We start from the raw sequence: 25678 nt of genomic DNA on the forward strand, positions 1-25678 counted from the left end.
TGTTTTACGTTAATGGCATTATATACCAATAAACATAGTTTTTAAATATGTTTATAAGAAAACGTTTGCACAGGCATATAAAAAAGCAGCTGCCATCATTTATGATAACAGCTGCAATCCTGCCGGAAGCTATTTCACATCATCGTAAGTATCAAGGAAATTATGTCTCACACCATCCTGTTTATACCCAATGACTGTATTCAGATTTACATTCTCAACACTTCGGAAAATATTATACTCAATTACCGGATCTTTCTGAGCGAGTTCGTGAATCAATTCCTTGATCTCTGCACGCTTGGAACCTTTTTCCGTACCACCACAGGAAGCACAATGCTCCGTAAAACGACACGCACACTGAATAAAATGAAGATCATTGTAGTTCGCCCAGTGAATGATATCCGCCTCACGGATCAGATACAGCGGGCGAATCAGTTCCATTCCCTCAAAGTTTGTACTGTGAAGCTTCGGCATCATCGTCTGTACCTGCGCACCGTAAAGCATTCCCATCAGGATCGTTTCAATAACATCGTCATAATGATGCCCTAACGCAATCTTATTGCAGCCAAGTTCCTTTGCTTTGCTGTATAGATAACCTCTTCTCATACGAGCACAGAGATAACACGGTGACTGTTCCTCAGATGCTACAATATTAAAGATATCCGACTCAAATACTGTGATCGGAACATTCAGGATCTGTGCATTATCTTTGATCGTCTGATAGTTGATCTCATTGTATCCCGGATTCATTACAAGAAAGACAACTTCAAAATTCTTTTTTCCATGACGGGAAAGCTCCTGAAACAACTTTGCCATCAACATGGAATCTTTTCCACCAGAAATGCAGACTGCAATTTTATCACCATCCTGCACCAGTTCATATTCTCTGATTGCCTTCGTAAACCGTCTCCAGATAGGTTTGCGGAATTTCTTGATAATGCTTCGTTCAATGTCCTTTGTACGCTGTTCCGCCGCATTGTGATCAGCCATCATTTTGCTGAGCTTCATCTTAAGCCATGCACGATAGCCATTTTTGATGCTGTAAATTTCATATCCCTGTTCTGTCAGCTCTTCTGCGATTTCTTCACTCTTCTGACCGGTATAACAGAGCAGGTAAACCGGACAGTCTTTACGTATTTCATCCATATGCGCTGCCAATTCCTCCCAGTAAATATTGACCGCACCAGGATAAGTCTCCTTCTCAAAATCCGCGGCATCACGGATATCTATGATCTGCTTTTCTCTTGTATCTTCCTGTAACTCTTCAATTGTTCTAATACACATATCAATCTTCCTTATACTTTTCTTATATACAGTAATCACTCCAGAAGCTCTCCGAAACATGAGAGCAGCTGTTTCTTACCAGCAGTTTCCCGGATAGTTCCATTCGGACTACTCCCGAATGGCCGCCTTTCATTCTGTCCAGAAGCAGATACAGGGCAAATCGTCCCATTTCTTCTTTTGGAAGACCAACTGTCGTCAGCATTGGTTTGGTAAATTGCGCTTCTTCAATATCGTCACTGGCTATAATGGATGGAGTAAAATACAGATTTCTGCACTTTCTGAGATATTTCAGTATACCCACAGCCGTGATATCATTTGCGCAGTAAATGCCAGTCGGGCAGTCCTCAGATTTCAAAAGCTTCTCCATTGCCTCATAGCCTTCTCTCTCTGTCTGATCTGTTTCTACTACATACTCCGGTATGACATCCAGGTTATTTTTCTTCAACGTATCCAGATAACCAACATAACGATCTTCATTTCTGCAGCCGCCTACATATCCGATGTTTCTATGACCAAGCGAGATCAAATGTTCAACTGCCATCTGTGCAATTTTCTTTCCATCGCACAAAACCTCATCAACTTCATAATTTGTAGAATTTCGATTAACAGATACAACACTTCTGTATTTCTGATTCAGTTTCTTCAAAGCAAGCGGATTACAGCGTCCAATGATGATCAGTCCATCTTTATTTTCTTCTGTCTCAGTATACATTCGCTGAATGATCTGGTCAAGATTTTCTCTTCTGCATTTTCGATCATCAGAAAAAAGCGGCATATACCAGACTTTTGATAAAATACAGTTATGTTCATGTATCTCACTTTCTACAACCCTGAGCAATTCTGTAAAAAAAGGATCTGTTCTGGATTCATCTGTACGTGTCATAAGGACATTGATATACCAGATTTTGCTTTCTTTTGCCTGTGTTCCCTTTTTCAGGTTACGTGCCGCCTCATTTGGAACATAATTCATTTCCATGGCAATTGACCAGACTTTTTCTCTGAGGCCAGGCACTGAACATTTGTAATCCGGCCGGTTCAGGATACGTGATACGGTTGATATAGATACTCCTGCTTTTTCTGCGATCTTTTTGATTGACATATGTATTTCCTCTCTCTGCCTTCCTTCGACAGATCTCAGTAAAAAAAGAACCGGAAGTCAGGACAGCCCTGTGTCTCTAACCCCCGGTAATATTCAGATATAGTACATTTCCTGTTTATCATAGTGATCGGAATAATATCCGCTCATTTGTGCCAAAGTTAAATTTGACAGAATCTGATCGAGTTCCTGGTTGACGGAATCCACCACCAGTTTCTGAATCGTGTCAGAGATTCCTTTATAACTGTTTTCCGCCAGAACATCCTCATCTTCAAGGTGGTAACTGCCTTCCAGTACTTCCACCACAGATGCAACCGTAATCTCGTCAGCAGCTTTTGCCAGATTATATCCTCCCTGGGAGCCTTTGACACTTTTTACTATGCCTGTTCTGCGGAACGAGGCAAATATGTGTTCCAGAAACTGGAGAGAAATGTCATTTCTCTCAGCAATGGTTTTCAGGGCTACCGGTGTGGTGGACGGCTGAGCAGCCAGATCCACCAACGCAGTGAGACCATATCTGGTTTTTTTACAGAATTTCAATTACTGGATTGCTTTGAAAGCTTCGTCCAGATCCTGAATGATATCATCGATGTTTTCTGTTCCGATGGAAAGACGGATTGTGTTCGGTTTGATACCCTGATCCAGAAGCTCTTCTTCTGTGCACTGGCTGTGTGTGGTGGTTGCAGGATGGATAACCAGTGATTTAACATCTGCTACGTTTGCAAGGAGTGAAAACAGTTCCAGATTATCGATGAAGTCTTTGGCTGTCTGTGCATCTCCCTTGATTTCGAATGTGAAGATAGATCCACCACCATTCGGGAAGTATTTTGCATACAGTGCCTTCTGGCTTTCATCATCTGTTACAGACGGATGATGAACTTTTTCTACCTGCGGATGATTATTCAGATACTGAACAACTTTCAGTGCATTCTCAACATGACGTTCTACACGGAGAGACAGTGTTTCAAGTCCCTGCAGGAAGATGAATGAGCTTACTGGAGAAATAGTTGCTCCTGTATCACGAAGAAGGATTGCACGGATCTTTGTAACAAATGCAGCCGGTCCGCATGCTTTTGTAAAGCTGATTCCATGATAACTCGGGTTTGGCTCTGTCAGAGACGGGAACTTACCGGAAGCTTCCCAGTCAAATTTACCACCTTCAACGATGACACCACCGATTGTTGTTCCATGTCCACCGATGAATTTTGTTGCAGAATGAACAACGATATCAGCACCGTATTCAATCGGTCTTACAAGGTATGGTGTTGCAAATGTATTATCTACAACAAGCGGAATCTGATGTCTGTGTGCAATCTCAGCGCATGCCTCAACGTCAACAACGTCAGAGTTCGGATTTCCAAGAGTCTCGATGTAAAGTGCTTTGGTGTTGTCCTGGATTGCATTCTCTACCTCTTCAAGATTGAAGATATCAACAAATGTTGTTGTGATTCCGTATGCCGGAAGTGTATGCTCCAGAAGGTTTGTTGTTCCACCGTAGATATTCTTTGCTGCTACGATATGATCTCCATTCTGTGCAAGGTTTTCGATTGTATATGTAATTGCTGCTGCACCGGAAGCTACTGCAAGTGCAGCTGTACCACCTTCAAGAGCTGCAATTCTTTTTTCAAAAACATCTTCTGTCGGGTTTGTCAGACGACCATAGATGTTACCTGCATCTGCCAGTCCGAAACGAGCTGCTGCATGATCGCAGTTACGGAATACATAAGAAGAAGTCTGGTAGATTGGAACGGCTCTTGCGTCAGTAACCGGATCCGGCTGTTCCTGTCCTACGTGAAGCTGAAGTGTTTCAAATTTGAATTTTCTGTTTTCTCTTGTGATTTTTTCACCCATGAATCTGATCCTCTTTTCTGTTTTTTTGAATTTTTGTTGCTATATTATGTACCACGGAGTGTTCCGTAGCAAGCTACTCCCACACTCCTGCAAATATTCGAAATCCGCTGATTTACTATCGTAAATCGCTACTTTCTCATATTTGGCGGGTTCCAAACTCAAAAGCCTTATCGTGCAAGCACGAACGTCTTTTGCAGTTTTTAACCCTGGTGTTCCTTTATTCTGTAAATAACGCTGTTGAGTAATATCTGTCACCAGTATCCGGAAGAAGTGCTACGATAGTCTTTCCTTTGTTTTCCGGACGTTTTGCAAGTTCAATTGCTGCATAAAGAGCTGCTCCTGAAGAAATACCCACGAGAACGCCTTCTTTCTTGGCAAGAAGTTTTGCTGTTGTGAAGCATACTTCATTGTCGATTGGCATGATCTCGTCATAAATCTGTGTGTTCAGGACTTCCGGAACGAATCCTGCTCCGATACCCTGAATCTTATGCGGGCCGCCTTTTCCTTCGGAAAGAACCGGGGAAGTTGCAGGTTCTACTGCTACGATCTTAATATCCGGGTTCTGCTCTTTCAGGTATTCTCCTGTTCCTGTAAGTGTTCCGCCTGTGCCGACACCAGCTACGAAGATGTCTACCTTTCCGTCTGTATCCTTCCAAATCTCAGGACCTGTAGTAGCTTTATGTGCAGCCGGGTTTGCCGGATTTACAAACTGTCCCGGGATGTAGCTGTTTGGAATTTCTTTTGCAAGTTCATCTGCTTTTGCGATAGCACCCTTCATTCCTTTTGCACCTTCTGTCAGAACCAGTTCAGCACCATAAGCTTTCAGGATGTTTCTACGTTCAATGCTCATAGTCTCTGGCATGGTAAGAATGATTCTGTAGCCTTTGGCTGCCGCGATAGAAGCAAGACCAATACCTGTATTTCCAGATGTAGGCTCAATGATTACGGCTCCTTCTTTCAGAAGTCCCCTGGCTTCTGCATCTTCGATCATTGCTTTTGCAATTCTGTCTTTTACACTTCCTGCCGGATTGAAATATTCCAGTTTCACAAGTATTGTTGCTTCCAGTCCAAGTTCCTTCTCTACATTTGTTACTTCTACAAGTGGAGTGTTTCCGATCAGTCCAAGTGTTCCTTTATAAATGTTTGCCATGGTGTTTACCGCCTTTCTTTTTACTTATTTATTCGTGTCTGTTTTTTATTAACATACCTCTTTGATATGTTTAGTATGTTATTCCTTTTTACCCGAAATGTCAATAGGTTTTTGGAAAAAATTTGAACTTTTTTTCGCAGTATTGTATAATTCATTTATACGCGAAAAATAAATACTTAGGAGAATACTTTTTATGAATCAGCAGACAGATAAAGCGATTCTGGTCGTGAGCTTCGGAACCAGCTATGAAGCATCCCGAAAAGCCACTATAGAGAAGATTGAGCAGGACATTAGAAACGCTTTTCAGGATCATCGGATCTATCGTGCATGGACCAGTAAATTTATCATCTCAATTCTGAAAAAAAGAGATAACTATACGGTTCCGACTGTAAAGGAAGCTCTTAAACAAATGATCACAGACGGGATCCGGGAGGTGGTTGTTCAGCCGACCCATATCCTGGACGGTATCGAGAATAATATTATGAAAGAAGAAGTTCTTTCTTATAAAGAATCTTTTGACAAAATCGCATTTGGAACTCCTCTTCTTGCAGATTCGAAAGATGAATCACAGGCAATCAACGCAGTAACAACAGAATTTTCTGATCTGAAAGAAACAGAAGCTCTTGTATTCATGGGACATGGAACAACCCATCAGGTAAACACCGTGTATGCAGGACTTGATCAGAAATTCAAAGAGTCCGCCCACGCCAATGTTTTTATCGGAACCGTCGAAGTTGATCCAACCATCCATGATCTGGTAAAAGAGGTAACATCTTTCCAGCCATCCAAAATCTATGTAACACCTTTTATGATCGTAGCAGGCGATCATGCACACAATGATATGGCTGGTGATTCTCCGGATTCCTGGGTATGTCAGTTTGAAAATGCCGGATTTGAAGTCTGTCCGATCATCAAAGGACTGGGTGAATATCCTGGAATACGCAGGATGTATGTGGAGCATGCACAAAAAGCCATTGATTCCATGAAATAATATATCTATGCAGTAATGTCCTATAAAGCAAAAAGGTCTGTACCCATCGGGAATATTTACAGTTTTTCTCTGCCTGTTTACGCAGCATGGAACTGTATCATTCTCAAAGGTCCAGACCTTTTTCCATATTCATTTATAATGTACGCTTCTCTTTTATTCAGTTCTCCTGCCTCTTTTTACATATCTGAATTCCCATAAGTAAAAGCACTGGGAATACGATTGCCGCAAGAATTCCCATTCTCAGATTATTCCCCACACTGCTGGATACAAAACCTGCAAGTGTCGGACCACCGGAGCAGCCAAGGTCTCCTGCAAGAGCAAGCAATGCAAACATTGCCGTACCTCCACCTCTGATGGATGCCGATGCAATGCTGAATGTTCCCGGCCACATAATTCCAACAGAAAATCCACAGACTGCACAGGTCATCATCAGCATAACGACCCAGAATATCTTCATGGAGCAGAGTCCTTTAATAGAAAGTCCTTTCTCTCCTTCTTCATGCAGGGAATAGATCGGGGAAGTCAGAAATACGATTCCATTAAGTACCGGAATGACCGCCCAGATGCGTGCAAGGATTTTCCAGTTTTCTATTCCAAAAGTGCTGAAGAAAATCGTAGAGATCAGTACCACTCCCACATGTCCCCAGCATTAAACGGTCTTGTTTTAAATCTAAATGCAATTGTAAACTTTTCTATTTTTTTAGTTGACATTATCTTTTCTTTCTTTTAAAATTGTAAACCATAAAGATTTTGGAGGTTTACAAATGTCAAAGACAAAAACTTTAATCTACTGCAGTCTTTTTACTGCGCTGATTGCAGCGGGGGCTTTTATCAAGATCCCGGTGCCGGTGGTTCCTTTTACTTTGCAGTATCTGTTTACGATGCTTGCAGGGCTGCTGCTTGGTTCTAAACGTGGAACAATCTCTGTCGTTGCCTACATGCTTCTGGGGCTTGCAGGGCTTCCGATCTTCTCTGAGGGCGGCGGTCTCTGGTATGTCTTTAAGCCGAGTTTTGGCTATATCATTGGATTCTGCCTCGGAACTTACGTGACAGGACGTATCGCAGAACATCTGAAGAAAAAGACGATCTTCCGCTACCTGCTCGCAAACCTGGCTGGACTTATGATCGTCTATGCCTGCGGCATGATCTACTACTATGTGATCTGCAATTATGTGATCGACACACCAATCGGAATCTGGCCGCTCATCCTCTACTGCTTTCTTCTTGCAGTACCTGGTGACATCGCTTTAAGCATCCTTGGGGCCATCATTGCCAGACGTGTTCGTCCGGTCGTGATCCAGTACCTTTCTGATTCCAATACAACTTTATTACATACGGAGGAGACAGCAAAATGAACCCACTTACTTTAGCCCAGGAAATTATTGACGGACGCAGGATCACAAGAGAGGATGATCTTTCCTTCTTTCTCACCTGCGATCTGGATGAATTATGTGAAGGTGCAGACCGCATTCGAGAAGCCTGTATCGGAGATAAAGTAGACCTCTGCTCAATCATCAACGGACGCAGCGGCAGATGTCCGGAAGACTGTAAATACTGTGCACAGTCCGCACACCACCACACTTCCTGCGAAGTTTACAATTTTCTTCCGGAGGAAAAGATCCTTGAAGCCTGTAAGATGAATGAGTCCGAAGGTGTCGACCGTTTTTCCATCGTCACCGCCGGAAAAGCTCTGACAGGAAAAGAATTCGACCAGGCAATCCATGCTTACGAAACCATGCACAGAGAATGCAAGATTGACCTCTGCGCTTCCATGGGATTTATTTCTGCCGAACAACTTCACCGTCTTCACGAGGCAGGTGTGACCAGCTACCACCACAACATCGAAACCTCCCGTAGAAATTTCCCGAATATCTGTACCACACACACCTACGACATGAAGATCGAGACCCTCAAAAAAGTCAAAGCTGAAGGCATGTGTGCCTGCTCCGGCGGTATCATCGGCATGGGTGAGACCTGGGAAGACCGTCTGGATATGGCGATCAGCCTTGCTGAACTTGGCATCGATTCCATCCCGATCAATGCTCTGATGCCGATCCCAGGAACACCTCTGGAACATCTACCGGAACTTTCTGAGCCGGATATCCTGCGTACGATCGCCTTCTTCCGCTATATCAACCCGGAGGCAAACATCCGTCTCGCTGCCGGACGCGCACTTCTCACCAACGACGGAGAAACTGCTTTCAAAGCCGGAGCTTCCGCTTCCATCACCGGAAACATGCTGACCACCGTTGCATGTGCGACGATCCGAAGCGACCGCAAGATGCTCGCTGACATGGGACGTGACGTAACTCCTGAATACTGGAAGGAAGTGTAAAATAAAAATGAGCAAAGCAATTTTTCTCACCGGAACCGGAACAGATATCGGCAAAACCTTTATTGCCGGACTAATCGTAAAAAAACTTGCACAGGCAGGCAAAAATCCAGCTTACTACAAAGCAGCCATGAGCGGAAATGACCGCCGGTCAGACGAAAGCCTAATCCCGGGCGATGCACTTTTTGTGCGACAGATGTCCGGTATCTCACAGCCGCTTGACGAAATGTGCCCTTATGTATATGAAAATGCCTGGTCGCCACACCTTGCATCCCGCGTGGAAGGAAATCCTGTTGACCTCGCTGTTGTCCGCGAAGGTTTTGCGAAAGTCGCTGAGAACTATGACTACATCACCATGGAAGGAAGCGGCGGAATCCTCTGCCCTCTCTGTTTTGATGAGCATAAGATCCAGCTTGAAGATGTGATCCGGGAATTTAATCTTTCCAGTATCCTTATCGCCGATGCCGGTCTTGGCACGATCAACAGTGTTGTCCTGACTTTCGAATATATGAAGGCACACAACCTTCCGCTTAAGGGTATCATTTTTAATCATTACCATCCGGGGAACATCATGGAAGAAGATAATATTTTTATGTGTGAACATATGACAGGGCTTCCTGTGCTTGCGAAGGTACAGGACAATGCCACAGAACTTGAAACAGATGCAGATGTGCTGAGTGCACTTTATGACGAGGTGAAGATCAGATGATATGGTATCCTTATGAACAGATGAAAACAATGAAAGAGCCTTACAGGATTCTGGATGCAGAAGGCGTGCATCTCTACACCAAAGACCAGAAGCTGATCGATTCAATTTCTTCCTGGTGGTGCATGATCCACGGCTACAAACATCCGGAGCTGACCGCCGCCATCAAAGAACAGGCTGACCGTTTCTGCCATGTAATGCTCGGCGGTCTCACCCATGAACCGGTAGAAAAACTTTCTGATAAGCTTCAGGAATTTCTTCCGGGTGACCTGGACTACTGCTTCTTTTCTGACTCAGGAAGTGTCGCAGTAGAAGTCTCTCTTAAGATGGCACTCCAGTACAACACCAATCAGGGAAGGAAACGCCCTCTGGTGCTGGCTCTGGAACATGCCTACCACGGAGACACTTTCAAGGCAATGGAAGTCGGAGATGACGAAGATTATCATTTCGCTTTTGACAAAAAAGAAGGCGTCGTTCATATCCCGACAGAGATTCCGGCGCTTGAGGATGCATTTGAACTGTATCATGACCGGCTGAACTGCTTTATCGTAGAGCCGCTGCTCCAGGGCGCCGGCGGCATGCGGATGTATGATATTTCTTTCCTGAAACGTGCCAGAGAACTGTGCAATCAATATGATGTGCTTCTGATTTTTGATGAGGTTGCAACAGGATTCGGACGTACCGGAAACCGCTTTGTATCCGACCTTGTCCTTCCGGACATCCTGGTTCTCGGAAAAGCCCTGACCGGCGGTTATATCGGACATGCTGTCACCGTTGCAAACCACAAAGTCTTTGACACTTTTTATAGTGACGATGACCGCCTTGCCCTGATGCACGGTCCGACCTTTATGGGAAATCCACTTGCCTGTGCCGTTGCACTTAAGGGAATCGAGATCTTTGAACGAGACGATTATATGAGCAAGATCCGACATATCGAACAGATTTCCCGTCAGGAAATGGAAAATTTCTCTGACCCGCGCATCAAAGAAGTCCGTATCATGGGCGGCTGTACCTGCGTCGAAGTCCATGATTCAAAGACGCTGGAAGGTTTCCAGCAGTTTGCCTATGAACGCGGGGTCTTCTGCAGACCTTTCTTAAACTATATGTATTCCATGGTTCCTTATGTGATCTCCGACGAGGAACTCATTCAGATTTTTGACGTAATGAAGGACTGGTTTCACTGAAACCAGCCCTTCTTCTCCTCAATTCTATTCAACATATCTAACAGCGATTTCTTTTATTAACAAAATAATTCAGGATTCCCCCACCAACAATGATCACAACGGCAACTGCCACGACTCTCTTGGCTGCTTCCTGTGGAAGCTGGCTCTTTGAACCAATAGAATCCGAATAAAAGGTCAGCGTATAGTCAATCTCATGAGGTGCTCCCATTGCTGTTGTATCTGCGATCACCGGCATTCCTTCATCCATACTGAGCACCGGAATCTCAAAAACAGAATTCATACCTTCTTCATTGGTCGGAAGATATTTCTCTCCGTCTACGATCATATAATCATAATTTGAACTGCTCCACTGGATCTGTGCGTAAGCCTGACCATCCTTCACAGTCAGAATTGTCGGCGATGTCACACTTGCCTTTCCGCTTCCGCCCTCAAGATCCACCTGAATGGAATATTCTCCATCCTCTTTGTCAATATCCATGCCTGCCGCCTGACAGATGCAGGAAAAAGCTCCAATGCCGATAAATACAGCAGCAATCAGATTTGAAAGTTTTCTTTTCATTTCTCTACTCCATTTTTTTCTTTTTAAATATTGCCAAATTTTATCTATAGAAACTATGATAACACAGCAAATCCTACATTGCAAACACTATACAATTCTAGTATAATAAAAAAGATATGTCTGTGAATGAGACTTCACAGCATAATGTAAATTTAAGATCATTTCAAAAATGAATTCAGGAGGTTTTTAGCTATGAAAGGTACATTATATGGAGTTGGCGTCGGACCTGGGGATCCGGAATTAATGACATTAAAGGCAGTTCGCATGATCCGTGAAAATGAGATCATCGCTGTACCTGGTGCAGACGTTAAAGAAACCGTTGCCTATAAAATTGCAGTACAGGCAGTTCCGGAGCTGGAAGAAAAAGAACTTCTTCCAATCTACATGCCGATGACACATGATGCAAAGGAACTTGAAGAAAATCATGCAAAAGGCGCAAAAACTCTGGAAGCCTGTCTTGATCAGGGAAAAAATGTTGTTTTCCTGACTCTTGGTGATCCATGTGTATATTCTACTTTTTCCTATCTGCAGCATCGCGTAGAGGCAGACGGATATCACACAGAGCTGGTAAGCGGAATCACTTCTTTCTGTGCTGCAGCTGCACGACTGAACATTTCTCTGTCTGAATGGAACGAACAGCTTCATATCGTTCCTGCTGTCCATCGTCTTGACAGTGAACTGACAGAATCCGGAAACTACATTCTGATGAAATCAGGAAAGAAAATGAATCAGGTAAAGGAAATTCTCGCCAAAAGCGGCCGTGATGTCCTCATGGTTGAAAACTGTGGCATGCCAGAGGAACATATCTATCATGGAGTTGAGGAAATTCCGGATGATGCCGGCTACTATTCTCTGATCATTGCGAAGGAGCACAAATGATCGAAACAAAGAATCTGACAAAAACATTTGATAATTTTACTGCTGTGGATTCTCTGGATCTCAAAATTGAGACCGGAGAATTCTTCGGTCTTCTTGGACCGAATGGTGCCGGAAAGACTACGACGATCAGTCTTCTTTCTACGCTTCTTCTTCCGACTAAAGGAGAAATCCTGATCGATGGACAGAAGCTGACACGAAACCGACCGGATCTCAAGCGTAAGATCAGTGTAATCACACAGGAGTACTCCATGCGCCAGGACATGAATATGGACGAGATCATGGAATATCAGGGACGTCTTTATTTCATGCCACGCAAAGAAATCAAACGTCGTACAGAAGAACTTCTGGAGTTCTGTGATCTGATCAAGTTTCGTAAACGAACAGTCCGTAAGCTTTCCGGCGGCATGAAGCGGAAACTGATGGTATGTCGGGCCCTCCTGACAGATCCTGAGATCCTGCTTCTGGATGAACCGACCGCCGGTATGGATGCGCTTTCCCGTCGTCAGATGTGGAATCTGCTCCGCAAATTAAACGGCAAAAACCTGACCATTCTTCTGACTACTCATTATATGGAGGAAGCTCAGAATCTCTGCAGCCGTGTAGCTCTGATGGACCACGGTAAACTAGAGGAAGTCAATACTCCGGCCGGACTGATCGACAGTCTTGGAAATTACACCGTTGATGAATTTGCCGGAGACGAAACTCATAGTCATTATTTTCACAGTCGTGAAGAAGCAATTGCCTATCTCTCCGGTCTTTCCGGACAGGCTTCTCTACGCGAAACAACGCTGGAAGATGTGTTTGTTGAACGTGCCGGACGACATCTGATGCCATCATAAGGGAGGAGCTGGTTATGGGAATTATTACAATTTTATGGGAAAAATGGGTCGAATTTCGAAGAGATTTCTACAAGATCACGCTGGCGGCAATGATTGCCCCACTGATGTATCTGGTCGTATTTGGAATGGGAATCCAGACAATCTCACATGGAGAACCTTATCTGAACTTTCTGATCCCGGGTGTTGTTTCACTGACGACAATGAATGGAAGCTTTAATGCCATTGCACAGAATCTGAATGTGCAGCGACTTTATGAGAAGGCTTTCGATCAGGTACTGATCTCTCCTACACCGTTATGGCAGTTTATTGCCGGTCAGATCATCGGCGGAAGCCTTCGTGGTTTTTATGCAGGTGGCGTTATTCTGGTTCTGACAATGCCGATCGACACCGGACTGATCTTTAACGGCTGGTCTTTCCTTGTCATGTTCCTGAATGGAGCTGTTTTTTCTGCAATCGGTGTTGTCGTTTCATTCCTTGCCAAAAACCATGCAGATGTACCGCGTTTTTCGAACTACATCATCATGCCAATGGCATATCTGTGCAATACATTTTTCTCTACAGAAAAGCTTCCTGGTTTTCTTGGAAAATTTATCTCTGCACTGCCGCTTTCCCAGACAAGTCATATGATCCGAAGCATCTCTGCAGGAGAGGGATTTGCAATGTCGGGAATTGCGATACTTATGACATATCTGATCGTTTTTACAGCGATTGCATCATGGTTTATCTATAAGAAAAAGAATCTTTAAAAGATAACTGGGAATTCACACAGTAAATATTCCGAAGAAAGGACAGTTTCTGCGCCAAAGCTGTCCTTTCTCTGAACTTACTGCTGAAATTACCATCTTTTAGGTAGATAGCAAAAATAACACTTGTCTGAGCCATCGGCGAGTTAGCAATTTTTGCGAATGCTTTTTGCAGGCAGGTTATATCTTAGTACTTCCGGACTCCGAAGCCTTGTGACTGAACAGATCAGGAAGCTTTTCGTGAATTATATAAATGTGATTCTAAAGTTCTAATTTTCAGTAGCTAATTCAGAAAGATATCTTTCAAAACAAATTCCTTCATTCCGGTCGGTGCCTTCAACTACCGCATCATGAATCCCCTTCGCCAGAAACTTCACGGCCCTGTGCACAGAATCCACCGTGTCGATTCCTTTCACCATACCGGCACTCAAAACCGATGCAAACAGATCACCTGTACCGGAATAACTGCCACCCTCTTTTGCTGCAGTCACCCAGGTCGTATTGCCATCCTGACAGATCAGGTTTCCTATCTCCTGATGATTCTCCCTCGCAGGAAGATCAATTCCTGTAATAACCACTTCCGTATCAAACTCTTTTGAAAGTTCCTTCCCTGTACTTTCTGTGAATTTCAGCAATCTCTCCTCATCCATAAGTGATAGCTCCTTCCACAATACATGTGCACGCTGTGCGCCATATAATAACAATAGCGCTTCTGTCAGATTTGGTGTTATCACCGTCGCTCTTCTGACCAGAAAACGCATTTTTTCACAGAGTGCCTCCGTATAAATCGGGTACTCTTCTCCATTATCCCCCATAACAGGATCTATAAGTATCTTTGTGTCTTCTTTTGCAAACTGTTCAATAAATTCAACTGCTTTATCGGCCTGACGTGCGTCTGCCAAAAATCCTGTATAGATTCCATCCGGATAAAAATCCATCTTCTTCCACTCTTCCATAATCGCATCCATACGATCCGTATAATCATCACAATAATAAGAAGGGAAACCCGTCTGCGCACTTAATACCGCTGTCGGAAGCGGACATGCCTGGATTCCCATAACGGAAATCACCGGAATTGCTGCAGTAAGAGAACATTTTCCCATTCCTGATAAATCATTTAATACCGCGATCTTTTTCAATCTGTTATCTCCTCGTCTTGCATTTTCTCATTATCTGATTTAGAATAGCATCTAAGTGTATTTATAAAAATAACCACTTTTATTCATTTTTCAGAGGACAGTTTATGAGTTTATCTTTTCATTCCAATAAAGAATGCCTGTATCTTCAGGTATATGAACATTACAAAAATCTGATCATGGAACGGCGAATTCCTGCCGGAAGCCGCATGCCATCTCTTCGCAAATGTTCTGCAGAACTGAAGCTCAGCCGTACAACTATTGAAAATGCCTATCTGCAATTGGCCGCAGACGGCTACATTGTTGCCCGTGCACAAAGCGGCTATTATGTAACTAATATTGCAGAGCAAAAGCCAGTCTCCACTACCTCCTGGCATGCGAATCTGCCTTCAATACAATATGACTTTGCTTCCAACGGTGTCGATCATGAAAGTTTCCGTTTTGACCTCTGGCAGCGTTATATCAAAAGCGCACTTCGTCAGAGTGACCGTCTTCTCTCCTATGGAGAACCCCAGGGTGAAGCCGATCTTCGTCAGGTACTTGCTGACTACATCCGTCAGCGAAGAAACGTCAACTGTTCTGCTGACGATATTGTGATCGGGGCCGGAGTTCAGAGTATTCTGAATCTTCTTTGTCCTCTGATCCATGACCGAAAAACCGTTTCTTTTCCAAACGCTTCTTTTGTGCAGGGAAGTACTATTTTTTCTGATTATGGTTTTGAAGTTCAATACCGCAACAAAGACTGTGACGTAATCTATGTTTCTCCTGCACATATGACGAAATGGGGAGAGATCATGCCCGTCAGCCGTCGTATGGAACTGGTACATTACGCTGCAGCGAAAGGCAGTCTGATCATCGAAGACGATTTTGAGAATGAATTCGTTTATTTTCAACGTCCAACACCTTCCCTCTTTAATCTTGCCGGAGGACATGGCGTTGTCTATATTGGTTCTTTTTCCCGTCTGCTGCTTCCATCGATTCGCTTAAGCTTCATGGTCTTGCCGCCTTCTCTTTCCAGAAAATATGCAGCTGTTGCAGAACGCTACAGCCAGACTGCTTCCAAAGCCGAACAGATTGCACTCTGTCAGTTTATCCGTGACGGTCATCTGACTTCACAGACAAAAAAATTAAAAAAGCTGTATGCTCAGAAGCTGAAGGCTCTTGAAAACGAGGTGCGAAATACATTCGGCAGCAACTGCACGATCCAGACCGGTGCCGCAGGAACAAGTCTGGCATTGACCATTCCTTATGCCAGAACAGGTCTTGAGCTAAAAAAAGAAGCCCGCATGCATGGAATGTCTCTTCTGATTCTTGAAGAAAATGCAGCTACGATCACCATTCTGCTCTCCTGTTCTTCCATTACGACAGACGATTTTGCCCCTGCCTGTCAGCTTCTGTCCCGACTTCTTAATAAATAATCACAAAACACCTGTCCGGCATTTCATCATCCAGGCAGGTGTCAGTATTTAATCTCTTCGATTATCGATCATATAAAGCAATGCGTTACAGATACAGGCTGCAATATTACTTCCGCCTTTACGTCCTCTCGCAACTATATAAGGTGCTCCCGAATCCATGATCAGTTCTTTCGATTGTACAACATTCACAAATCCAACCGGAACTCCAATGATCAGTTCCGGATTCAGTTTTCCATCTTCGATCAGTTCATAGAGTCTCACCAGTGCAGTCGGCGCGTTTCCGATTGCAAAAATCAGTTTTTTATCGAGAGTAGCAGCTTTGTCCATGCTTGCTGTCGCCCTTGTGGTTCCGTTCTCTTTTGCAATCTTTGCCACATCCTCATCGGACATGAAACAATAGACTTCTCCACCATAACGGGCCAGTGCACGTTTATTGATTCCCGCCTTTGCCATCTGCGTATCCGTAACAATACAGGCGCCCTCTTTGATTGCTTTCATTGCACGCTCTACTACATCCGGCGAAAAACAGAGGTTATCCGCATAATCAAAATCTGCGCTTGTATGAATACAACGTTTGACAATAAGTTCTGTTCCGGGAAGCAGCTGTTTATTACCAAGTTCCTCTGTAATAATCTCAAAACTTCTTTTTTCAATCTCCATTGGTTTTACATTTTCAAGCTCTACTTTCATTTCTCTGCTTCTCCTTCTGCTTCACTTTCTTCCAGAATATCCTCCACACCTTGCTCAAGGATCTCATAGATTTTCTTCATATCCAGATGTTTCCGAAGTTCCGATGCCAGGATATCATACTGTGTTTCTTTGAATGCAGCAAAATCCACGCCTTCCATCTCTGACACATCAATACCTTTTCTTATGCCTACTGCACGAACAAGACCAAGTGCAACCTCTTCTTTATCAAAAATGCCATGAACATAAGTTCCGCATACATTGTGATAAAATGTTCCTTCTGTCTTCTCTGTCCCTGTCACAGTATCACATGTAGAAGTACTTGCTACAGCCCCATTTTTCCAGGTACTCTCACCCATATGAATCTCATATCCTGTAAATTCTATGTTTTTAAGAGGTGCAAACTCTTCATCCAGCTCCAGGAATTTTCCGCAGACCTGCGTACGTGTCTTATGTTCTGCAAACACGGTATCTACCGGAAGAAGACCAATTCCACGCATCGTACCGCCTGCTTCCACACCATGTGGATCACTTAAATTTTCTCCCAGCATCTGATAGCCGCCACAGATACCAAAGATCAGTGTACCGGATGCCGCTGCCTTAAGGATCAGTGCTTCCATGCCACTTTCACGCAGCCATTTCAGATCATCCATCGTATTCTTGGTTCCCGGAAGAAAGATCACATCCGGCTGCTTCAAATCTGACGGATGCTGTACATAACGCAGCGAAACCCCCGGAATACTTTCAAACGGATTAAAGTCTGTAAAGTTGGAAATACGTGGTACACGAATAACCGCCATATCGATCACTCCAACTTCCTGGTGACGGTCAAAGCGTTCTGTCAGACTGTCTTCATCTTCTACCTGAATGTTCATATATGGTGCAACACCAACGACCGGAATCTTACATTTCTCTTCCAGCATTGCCACACCCGGATCCAGAATTGATTTGTCACCTCGGAATTTATTGATGATCAGACCCTTGATCATTTTTCTCTCATCTTCTTCCAGAAGTTCCACCGTTCCATACAGCTGTGCAAACACACCGCCACGATCGATATCACCGGCAAGAAGCACCGGCGCTTTCGCCATCTTTGCCATTCCCATATTAACAATATCTTCGCTCTTCAGATTGATTTCCGCCGGGCTTCCAGCCCCCTCAATCACAATGATATCATTTTCTTCTGCCAGCTTATGAAATGCCTTCATAATGTCAGGCACCAGTTTTTTCTTATATTTAAAATAGTCTCTGGCACTCATGGTACCAAGAACTTCCCCATTTACAATGACCTGAGAGCCAATATCATTTGTCGGTTTCAGAAGAATCGGATTCATCAGGACCGATGGTTCTATACCTGCCGCTTCTGCCTGCATAACCTGTGCTCTGCCCATTTCAAGGCCTTCACTGGTTATAAAAGAGTTCAGTGCCATATTCTGCGATTTGAATGGTGCCACACGGTATCCATCCTGATGAAATATCCTGCAAAGTCCGGCAGCAAGAAGACTCTTTCCTGCATTGGACATGGTTCCCTGTATCATGATCGTCTTTGCCATATCTGTTCCCTTTCGTATCAGACTTATGCCTGTTCCTCTTGTTTCAGTACCTCTGCATGTGCCACTGCCGCTTTTGTGGTGCCATCCCGCATTGCACGGATCAATTCCTGATTTTCCTCGTGTGTTCGGACGGCCACACGGTAATATCCTTTTCGCAAACCAGAGTAATTGCTGCAGTCACGGATCAAAACCCCCTGTTCCACACATATTTCAAATAAATTTTCCGGTCCATGGAAGAAAATATAATTCGCTTCTGACGGAAAGACTTCCATGCCAAGACGCTGCAGTTCTTCTTTGAGATATTTTGCTTCCCGGAATACCATCTGTCGCCCCTCTTCCACATATGCAGTTTCTTTCAGTGCAGCAATACCTGCCGCCTGTGCCATAACAGAAATATTCCATGGCTGTGTCACCTGCGTCATCGCATCAAGAAGTTCCGTATTCTCAGTAATACCATATCCCAGTCGGATTCCCGCCATCGCGTAACGCTTGGTAAATGCCTTCAAAAGAAACAGATTGTGATATCTGGATAACTGTGCTTTCAGTGTGTATCTGCCCGGTTCCTCCATAAAATCAAGAAAACATTCATCTACGACCAGAAGGATATCCATTTCTCTGCACACACGTAAAACCCGGAAAAGGAATTCTCTATCTATCGAAATTCCCGTTGGATTATTCGGATTGCAGAGAAATACCATATCAAGGTCTCTGTGCAGCCAGTTGATAAAACTGTCCTGCAGACTGAATCCCTCTTCTTCTCTGAGAAGTACATGTTCTACCTCACAGCCACAGCTCGTAAGCGCCTGCTCATATTCTGCAAAAGTAGGAACCGGAATCAGTGCTTTCTTCGGTTTTACTGCCTGACACAGAGAAAATACCAGTTCCGCCGCTCCATTTCCACAGATCACAGATTCGGATGCCACACCTTCATATTCGGCAATTGCTTTTTTCAAAGGTGCATATCCGACCTGCGGATAATCTTTCATATATTCAAGACTGTCACGTACCGCCTGCTTTACACTTTCCGGCGTTCCCAGTGGATTACAGTTTGCCGAAAAATCCAGACAGTTCTTATAAGTATAGATATTACCGCCATGTACGTGCTTCGTCATTCTTTTTCTCCTTTTTGTGTCCCGTTACAGAAACACAACGCGGAACAAAACACAGATGATCACGCCCAGAATCGCCGTTGCATACATCAGGCGATTCGCATAACGAATATCTTCTGTCTCTATTTCCCGAATCGCGTCTCCAATTGTAGGTTTCTCATATAATTTTCCAAAATAATATGCATTTCCCGCGAGCTGTACATCCAGTGCACCAGCCATTACAGCTTCTGTCTGTGCCGAATTCGGACTCGCATGATTTCTGCTGTCCCTTTTGAAAATACGGGATGCGTTTCTGCTGTCAAGTCCGATCACAAAAGCTCCGGCAACCATCAGCCAGCCGGAAATTCTGGATGGAAGATAATTGGCTGCATCATCCAGTTTCGCCGCACATCTTCCAAAATACAGATATTTATCATTTTTATACCCGAGCATGGAATCCATGGTATTGATTCCCTTATACAAAAACATTAAAGGTACACCACCGATTGCCATATAGATCATCGGTGCGATCACACCATCAGAAGTATTTTCTGCCACAGTCTCCACCGCTGCTTTGGTCACACCCTCTTCCGTCAGCTCCGCCGTATCACGTCCCACGATCATAGAAACCGCATGACGTGCATCCTCAATTGTTCCCTTTTTGAGTGCATCATAAACCTTCATGCTCTCATCACGCAATGATCTGGTAGCAAGCAGCTGATAGCACCAAAAGGTTTCCAAAAGCACACCCAAGGCCGGAAGATGAATATACAGAAAATACAAAACAAATGCCGGAACCAGTAATGTAATGACACAGATCAGTATTACTTCAACCAGTCCTCCAGCCAGTTCACCTTTTTCTGTTTTGGGAAATACTTTTCTGATTCCCTTCTCAAAACTGGAGATCAGCTTCCCGATCAGGCACACCGGATGGTACAACCATCTGGGATCTCCAAATATCAAATCTAAGATAAACCCTGCTGCCAGGGCAATTGTATGGTATGTATATATCAACTCTGTCACTCTCCCCGTCTGCTGTGGTATTTCATGCATTCTTTAAGAAAAGCCTCTGCAACTTTTGGATTTCCATAATAATAAAGATGTGGAAATCCAGCCAGCATAGTTTCTGTGCCATGAATACACTCCCAGTTTCTCATACTTTCCGGTTTTGCTGCATGAAATGCTTTCCCGCAGTTTTCAGAATCAAAATAATGAAATTCATGAGCAGGGATCTCTCCTAATGTCTCACATCCCAAAACTGAATGATTCTGTATTAATGTCACATAGCCAAAGCGATTCAGACGTGGTGTACGATATGCCCTGCCCGGAAGCACGCCTGCCATGTGGTAAAATTTTTTATCCATTGCTTCCATTTCTTCATGAAGATACATAAAGCCTCCGCATTCTGCCATACATGGCATACCACCGCTAAGTGCTTTTTGTATTTCTTCTCTCATAGATGTATTTTTTTCCAGTTCTTTTCCATTTAATTCCGGATAACCTCCATATAAAAGCAATCCATCCAGTCCAGCCGGTAATTTCTTATCTCTGATCGGAGAAAAGTGTACAAGCTCTGCCCCCATCTTTCGCAAAAGCCGGAAATTATCTTCATAGAAAAAGCAAAATGCTTCATCGTCCGCCACACCAATCCGAAGGGGATGTTTCAGACAGAAATCTATCCGAGGTTCTTTCGCAGATAATTCTCGTGCACTTTCTGCAAGCTGCAGGATTGCATCAATATCCAGAGTTTTTTCCAGAACCTTAGCCAGTCGGTGAAGGTTTTCTTTTAACTCAGGGATCTCATCCGGAAGCACTAACCCCAGATGCCGGCTCTCGATCACACAATCATCCATTTTGGGAACATATCCAAGAACTTTTATATTCAGTTCTTTCTCCAGAAGTTCTTTCATTCTTGGATAGAGCATTGGTGACATCTGATTAAAGATCACACCCTGTATATGACTGTCCTTCCTGTATTCCATAAAGCCTTTCACATATGCTGCAAGAGAAACACTCATACCTCTGCTGTTTACGATCAGAATCACAGGCGTATCTGTAACAGACGCCAGATCGTAAGCACTTGCTTTCGTTGTTGTCCCTGCAACACCGTCATAAAATCCCATTACTCCTTCCATAACAGAAATATCACAGTCCACCGCATTTTCACAGAAGAGATATTTTGTAGTTTCACTGTCTGTAAAAAAGGTATCCAGATTTCTTGATTTTGCGCCTATGACACGACTATGGAACATCGGATCAATATAGTCCGGCCCACATTTAAAAGATGCTGTTTTCAGGCCACGATTCACCAGTGCCTGCAAAAGTCCACATGTGATCAGCGTTTTTCCGCTTCCACTGGCTCCTGCTGCCAGGAGAATTCTTGCCGCTTTCATACAAAATTCTCCTTTTTATGCGCCTGTATGGTAATAATATAAATAGGATTTTCTCCCATCATCATATGATATCTACCGATTTCTTTGGATCTGGACACACCAAGCTGCACAACTTCACTCTCCCACTTCCACTCGCTGCGTTCTGTCTGCATTTCCTTTATGCAGGCCAAAGTTTCTCCGACCGTTTCAAGTGTAATACAATTTATGACCATACGAACCTGTGGATTTTTTTCAAGAAGAAGTTCCACAATTTCTTTCATATTTCCGGAAGATCCACCAATAAAAGCATGGGTAGGAGCCGGAAGTTCTTCCATTGCTTCAGGGGCCGTTCCTGCTATGATCCTCATATGATCTAGCGCAAATTTCTTTTTATTTTCCTCGAGAAGCACAAGTGCATCCTCTTTTTTCTCAATGGAATATACGCTTCCCTGACTTGCACGAAGTCCCATCTCCACAGATACAGAACCAGTTCCGGCCCCGATATCATAGCAGACCGAATCCTCTTTAAGACATAACTTTGCCAGCGAAACTGTTCGTACCTCTGTCTTGGTCATCGGTACTTTTCCACGGGTAAATGCATCATCTGGAAGTCCATGTGTGGTCAATGCTGTTTTTGCATCCGGATTCCAGGCACAAATCACACTCAAGGCATCTCCTCTGTAATCTGTAAGTTCCCTCGCCTGTTTTACAAATATTTTCTCATCCTCATAAGACAGATTCTCCCCGACATAAAGCTGCACTTCACCCATTCCATAATCCGTCAGTTTCTGTGCAAGATGTGCGGTTCCATCTGAAGTGCCAAGAATTGCAAAAACCTTCTGATTTGTTCGAATCAGGGATACCAGATTGCATACTCTTCCATGTGCACTGACAATCTTTGCATCATCCCATGAAAGACCAATTTTTGACATAAAATAAACAACAGAGGATATACCGCAGATGATTTCGGCATTTCCGTCCAAAGCTTTCAAAAGTCCTTTTGCCCCACTGTAAAAACCGACATCACCGGATAGTGCGATCACAACTTTTTCATATTCCGGATGTTTCTTAATATACTCTGCAATCTCAGCACTTCTGTATTCATAAAAGACATCCTGTCCCGGAAGCGCCACTGCATCTGCCATCCTTTTGGCGCCTATGATCAGATCCGCCTGTTCCACTGCCTCATTGCCCTGAATCGTCAATGTTTCCTTGCTTCCCATTCCAATTCCCAGGAGAACTACATGTGGTGTCGGCTGGAATCCAAATTTCTCTGGCAGCATACGTTTGCATTCTTTTACAGAAATTCCCTTTTCCTGCACCGGACGGCCAATGATCACAGGAATTGCGCCACATTCTGTGGCAGCCTGAATCTTTTCTTCAAATCCGCCTGCTTTTCCGGAATCTTTTGTTACCAGATATCTGCAGTCATACTGACGCAGCATGGCAGCATTCAATTCTTTCGAAAAAGGGCCCTGCATGGCAATCAGATTTTTGCCCTCGAATCCCAGCATGCGACAGGTTTCGATCACATTCTGAATGGAAAGGACTCTTGCAAACATTCTTTCCTGATAACCCGGAATTTCTGTATAAGCAGAAAGTTCCTTACTGCCCGTCGTAAGCAGAACATTTCCCGATACATGTTTCAGATAATCTACTGCTGCCTCTGTATTTTCTACATAAACTGCATCTTTGTGAACGCCTCCTTCACGAAGGACTCTCACATAAGAAACGGCTGTGTTTTCACAGGCCTCACGGATATTTACTGTCACTTCTGCCGCATATGGATGTGTTGCATCCAAAACCAGTTCCGGTCTTTCTGCTGCAAAAAGCTCCTGCATCTGTTCTTTGTCAAGGCGTTCTGCACGAATCGATAAAAATTCATTTTCTTCAAGAGATCTGGATCCATATTCCGTCGCGACACAGGCAAGTACAGATACTTTATTTTCACTCAGAAACCGGCTGATTTCATAGCCTTCTGTAGTACCAGCAAAAACAATTGCTTTATACATTCCGATATCCTCTTGGAGTTACCATTTTGCCATTTATTTCTTTTGTCTGGGAATTTCCGATAAATACTGTGGTGAACATATCAACCTGTCTATCTCGAAGTTCTTTCAATGTCATAACCTGATATTCTTCCCCTTCTCTTCCGATATTGCATACTGTTCCGCAAACTGTTTCCGGAGATTTGTACTGCATCATCAGATCGCAGGCTTTCTGTAAATAATCATGGCGTTTTTTACTGGAGGGGTTATAGAGACAGATTACAAAATCCGCCTGAGATGCACCAAGAAGTCTTGCTTCAATCTTTTCCCATGGAGTCAGAAGGTCACTTAAGCTGATCAGGCAGAAATCATGGATCAGCGGTGCACCAAGGACTGCCGCTCCGCCAAGTGCGGCTGTTACTCCCGGAACGATCTCCAGTTCTACTTCCGGATATTTTTCTCCTACTTCATACATCAGTCCGGCCATACCATAGACTCCGGCATCACCACTGCAGATCATGGAAACCCTTTTGCCTTTCATAGCCTCTTCAAAAGCCAGCACACATCTGTCCACTTCTTTTTTCATTGGTGTGGTCAGATATTCTTTATCTGGAAATGTATCTTTGACAAGATCCACATATACCGTATATCCAATGATCGTATCACTGTCTTTCAAAGCATTCATTGCAATACCGGTCATCTGATCACAGCCTCCCGGTCCGATTCCAACTACATATATTTTATTCAAAATGAACCTCCCAGTTCCGGAGTGCAAGCGCGGTTGTCACGCCATTTCTCCCTGTCTTATTTTTGATCAGGCGGCCCTGCTCCGCACCCAGGACTGCACTTCGCTCACAGACATTATTCACGCCTGTGATCTTTTTTACAAATTCGGAAGGGGTAAATTCCCCCTCTGCATGACTCAGCTCTTCTTCCTCAAATGTGATAAACGGGATTCTCCAGTCTTCTGCAAGTTTTTGAAGCCCCACTTCGTCTTTTTTGATGGAAATGCTTGTCAGCTTCTCTACTGCCTGGCTGTATATATCCGCGTCCGCCAGACAGACACTAGCTTCTTTTTCAATTACATCTGCTTCTTTATTCCTGCGGCAGCCCATTCCCAGTGTCACCACCCTGGGAATGATCTGCACCGTGGATGTAAACGGCTTACAGGTTGGATGAATGGTTACTGCAATTCCAATCTCCGGTTTATCCTGCGTGTCTTCCGAAGACTCTTCCAGGCCTTCCGGCAACTTTCCTGTCCATGGAAATTCACTGTAAAATCCGACAGGTTCTCCCGCAAGCAAGGCTGCCGAAACCTCCTTTGCCGCTTTCATATTCTGAATTCCACAGCAATTCTTTTTTGCAAAGACATCCACTGCAAAGCGATGATGAAGATCTGTCGCTGTCGTTACGACTGGAACTGCACCCAGAAGCTCCGCAACTTCCAGAGTCAGTTCATTCGCACCGCCAAGATGTCCTGATAACAGAGATATCACAAACTTTCCACATTCATCGATCACCAGTACCGCCGGATCAGACTTCTTACTTGCTACGTAAGGTGCAATGCTGCGCACCGCGATTCCACAGGCTCCGACAAAAATAATCGCATCATCTGTCTCAAAATGGCGGCCTGCCCAGATTCCTGTACTTTCCGCAATCGAATCATCGAGATATTTACTTTTCTTATAAATTTCTGCCGTATAACCTTTGCCCTGAAGGTCTTTTTGCAGGTCTTCCGCAGTCATATATCCTGTAAGACTGAAACAAATGATTGAAATACGCATTATTTAATTCTCCATTTAGATCGGATTATTTACTGCGCGTT

General features: G+C 43.9%; 24 protein-coding genes and 1 pseudogene. 9 read left to right on the forward strand and 16 right to left on the reverse strand.

From position 1 onward, the window contains the following. Window positions 1-129 precede the first annotated feature (129 nt). The 5 genes from NQ503_RS10485 to cysK all read right to left on the reverse strand — a co-directional run bounded on the left by NQ503_RS10485 (window position 130) and on the right by cysK (window position 5378). A complete protein-coding gene (locus NQ503_RS10485) occupies window positions 130-1281 on the reverse strand; it encodes a PP-loop family protein (protein ID WP_022389385.1) in 1152 nt (383 codons plus the stop codon). A 22-nt stretch (window positions 1282-1303) separates the two neighbouring features. Then, window positions 1304-2380: a LacI family DNA-binding transcriptional regulator gene (locus NQ503_RS10490; RefSeq protein ID WP_005422341.1), complete on the reverse strand. Its 1077-nt coding sequence runs from the start codon at window positions 2378-2380 to the stop codon at window positions 1304-1306. A gap of 93 nt (window positions 2381-2473) precedes the next feature. After that, the gene (locus NQ503_RS10495; protein ID WP_005422340.1) at window positions 2474-2917 is read right to left on the reverse strand and encodes an RrF2 family transcriptional regulator; all 444 of its coding nucleotides are present in this window, start codon (window positions 2915-2917) and stop codon (window positions 2474-2476) included. Continuing rightward, entirely contained in the window at window positions 2918-4228 is a 1311-nt protein-coding gene (locus NQ503_RS10500) for an O-acetylhomoserine aminocarboxypropyltransferase/cysteine synthase family protein (RefSeq protein ID WP_005422338.1), read from the reverse strand. Between the two features lie 217 nt (window positions 4229-4445). Then, window positions 4446-5378 carry a cysteine synthase A gene (gene cysK / locus NQ503_RS10505; RefSeq protein ID WP_022389383.1) on the reverse strand — a complete coding sequence of 311 codons (933 nt, stop codon included), beginning with the start codon at window positions 5376-5378 and terminating at the stop codon, window positions 4446-4448. Between the two features lie 193 nt (window positions 5379-5571). Here cysK and NQ503_RS10510 point away from each other — a divergent pair, with 193 nt between their 5' ends. Next, a complete protein-coding gene (locus NQ503_RS10510; protein WP_005422332.1) occupies window positions 5572-6369 on the forward strand; it encodes a sirohydrochlorin cobaltochelatase in 798 nt (265 codons plus the stop codon). Window positions 6370-6526: 157 nt separating this feature from the next. Here NQ503_RS10510 and NQ503_RS10515 read toward each other — a convergent pair. Further along, window positions 6527-7018 (reverse strand): annotated as a pseudogene (locus tag NQ503_RS10515) (hypothetical protein); the annotation flags it as partial. Window positions 7019-7133: 115 nt separating this feature from the next. On the opposite strand from NQ503_RS10515, the gene NQ503_RS10520 reads away from it, so the two are divergent. From NQ503_RS10520 to bioA, 4 genes are read left to right on the forward strand one after another with little or no spacing between them, the layout of a single operon-like run. Then, on the forward strand, window positions 7134-7724 hold the full coding sequence (locus tag NQ503_RS10520) for a biotin transporter BioY (protein WP_005422324.1): 591 nt from the start codon (window positions 7134-7136) through the stop codon (window positions 7722-7724). Further along, on the forward strand, window positions 7721-8704 hold the full coding sequence (gene bioB / locus NQ503_RS10525; protein ID WP_005422323.1) for a biotin synthase BioB: 984 nt from the start codon (window positions 7721-7723) through the stop codon (window positions 8702-8704). Before NQ503_RS10520 ends, bioB begins: the two co-directional genes overlap by 4 nt. 7 nt (window positions 8705-8711) lie before the next feature. After that, window positions 8712-9410, forward strand: coding sequence for a dethiobiotin synthase (bioD, locus tag NQ503_RS10530; protein WP_005422321.1), 699 nt, complete (start codon window positions 8712-8714; stop codon window positions 9408-9410). Continuing rightward, window positions 9407-10591, forward strand: a complete 1185-nt coding sequence (gene bioA / locus NQ503_RS10535) for an adenosylmethionine--8-amino-7-oxononanoate transaminase (RefSeq protein WP_005422319.1) — start codon at window positions 9407-9409, stop codon at window positions 10589-10591. The genes bioD and bioA overlap by 4 nt, the downstream gene beginning before the upstream one ends. 37 nt (window positions 10592-10628) lie before the next feature. Here the strand turns inward: bioA and NQ503_RS10540 are convergent, their stop codons facing one another. Further along, window positions 10629-11150: a hypothetical protein gene (locus NQ503_RS10540; RefSeq protein ID WP_005422318.1), complete on the reverse strand. Its 522-nt coding sequence runs from the start codon at window positions 11148-11150 to the stop codon at window positions 10629-10631. Between the two features lie 192 nt (window positions 11151-11342). On the opposite strand from NQ503_RS10540, the gene cobI reads away from it, so the two are divergent. Genes cobI through NQ503_RS10555 form a run of 3 tightly spaced genes read left to right on the forward strand, consistent with a single transcriptional unit; the run spans window position 11343 to window position 13614 of the window. After that, window positions 11343-12029, forward strand: a complete 687-nt coding sequence (gene cobI, locus NQ503_RS10545) for a precorrin-2 C(20)-methyltransferase (protein WP_005422314.1) — start codon at window positions 11343-11345, stop codon at window positions 12027-12029. Then, window positions 12026-12868, forward strand: coding sequence for an ABC transporter ATP-binding protein (locus NQ503_RS10550; RefSeq protein ID WP_005422312.1), 843 nt, complete (start codon window positions 12026-12028; stop codon window positions 12866-12868). Before cobI ends, NQ503_RS10550 begins: the two co-directional genes overlap by 4 nt. A 14-nt stretch (window positions 12869-12882) precedes the next feature. After that, a complete protein-coding gene (locus tag NQ503_RS10555) occupies window positions 12883-13614 on the forward strand; it encodes an ABC transporter permease (protein ID WP_005422310.1) in 732 nt (243 codons plus the stop codon). Between the two features lie 266 nt (window positions 13615-13880). Here the strand turns inward: NQ503_RS10555 and NQ503_RS10560 are convergent, their stop codons facing one another. Then, on the reverse strand, window positions 13881-14750 hold the full coding sequence (locus NQ503_RS10560) for a pyridoxamine kinase (protein ID WP_044924845.1): 870 nt from the start codon (window positions 14748-14750) through the stop codon (window positions 13881-13883). Window positions 14751-14854: 104 nt separating this feature from the next. Here NQ503_RS10560 and pdxR point away from each other — a divergent pair, with 104 nt between their 5' ends. Then, window positions 14855-16165, forward strand: a complete 1311-nt coding sequence (pdxR, locus tag NQ503_RS10565) for a MocR-like pyridoxine biosynthesis transcription factor PdxR (protein WP_005422304.1) — start codon at window positions 14855-14857, stop codon at window positions 16163-16165. A 48-nt stretch (window positions 16166-16213) separates the two neighbouring features. Here the strand turns inward: pdxR and NQ503_RS10570 are convergent, their stop codons facing one another. From NQ503_RS10570 to NQ503_RS10605, 8 genes are read right to left on the reverse strand one after another with little or no spacing between them, the layout of a single operon-like run. Continuing rightward, complete coding sequence (locus NQ503_RS10570) at window positions 16214-16855, reverse strand: precorrin-8X methylmutase (protein ID WP_005422303.1); 642 nt, start codon at window positions 16853-16855, stop codon at window positions 16214-16216. Continuing rightward, the gene (locus tag NQ503_RS10575; protein ID WP_005422302.1) at window positions 16852-18405 is read right to left on the reverse strand and encodes a cobyric acid synthase; all 1554 of its coding nucleotides are present in this window, start codon (window positions 18403-18405) and stop codon (window positions 16852-16854) included. Before NQ503_RS10575 ends, NQ503_RS10570 begins: the two co-directional genes overlap by 4 nt. Before the next feature lie 23 nt (window positions 18406-18428). Then, entirely contained in the window at window positions 18429-19517 is a 1089-nt protein-coding gene (gene cobD, locus NQ503_RS10580; RefSeq protein ID WP_055055179.1) for a threonine-phosphate decarboxylase CobD, read from the reverse strand. 24 nt (window positions 19518-19541) lie between these two features. After that, window positions 19542-20516: an adenosylcobinamide-phosphate synthase CbiB gene (cbiB, locus tag NQ503_RS10585; protein WP_330368350.1), complete on the reverse strand. Its 975-nt coding sequence runs from the start codon at window positions 20514-20516 to the stop codon at window positions 19542-19544. Beyond that, a complete protein-coding gene (locus NQ503_RS10590; RefSeq protein WP_005422299.1) occupies window positions 20513-21886 on the reverse strand; it encodes a cobyrinic acid a,c-diamide synthase CobB in 1374 nt (457 codons plus the stop codon). The genes cbiB and NQ503_RS10590 overlap by 4 nt, the downstream gene beginning before the upstream one ends. After that, entirely contained in the window at window positions 21883-23877 is a 1995-nt protein-coding gene (locus tag NQ503_RS10595; RefSeq protein WP_005422298.1) for a bifunctional cobalt-precorrin-7 (C(5))-methyltransferase/cobalt-precorrin-6B (C(15))-methyltransferase, read from the reverse strand. Before NQ503_RS10595 ends, NQ503_RS10590 begins: the two co-directional genes overlap by 4 nt. Further along, window positions 23870-24601 (reverse strand): precorrin-3B C(17)-methyltransferase, encoded by a 732-nt coding sequence (cobJ, locus tag NQ503_RS10600; RefSeq protein WP_044924844.1) that lies wholly within the window; start codon window positions 24599-24601, stop codon window positions 23870-23872. The genes NQ503_RS10595 and cobJ overlap by 8 nt, the downstream gene beginning before the upstream one ends. Next, entirely contained in the window at window positions 24594-25637 is a 1044-nt protein-coding gene (locus NQ503_RS10605) for a cobalt-precorrin 5A hydrolase (protein WP_044924841.1), read from the reverse strand. The genes cobJ and NQ503_RS10605 overlap by 8 nt, the downstream gene beginning before the upstream one ends. Between the last annotated feature and the right edge of the window lie 41 nt (window positions 25638-25678).

Origin of the sequence: Blautia obeum ATCC 29174 (assembly GCF_025147765.1) — a bacterium.
Taxonomy (GTDB): Bacteria; Bacillota; Clostridia; order Lachnospirales; family Lachnospiraceae; genus Blautia_A; species Blautia_A obeum.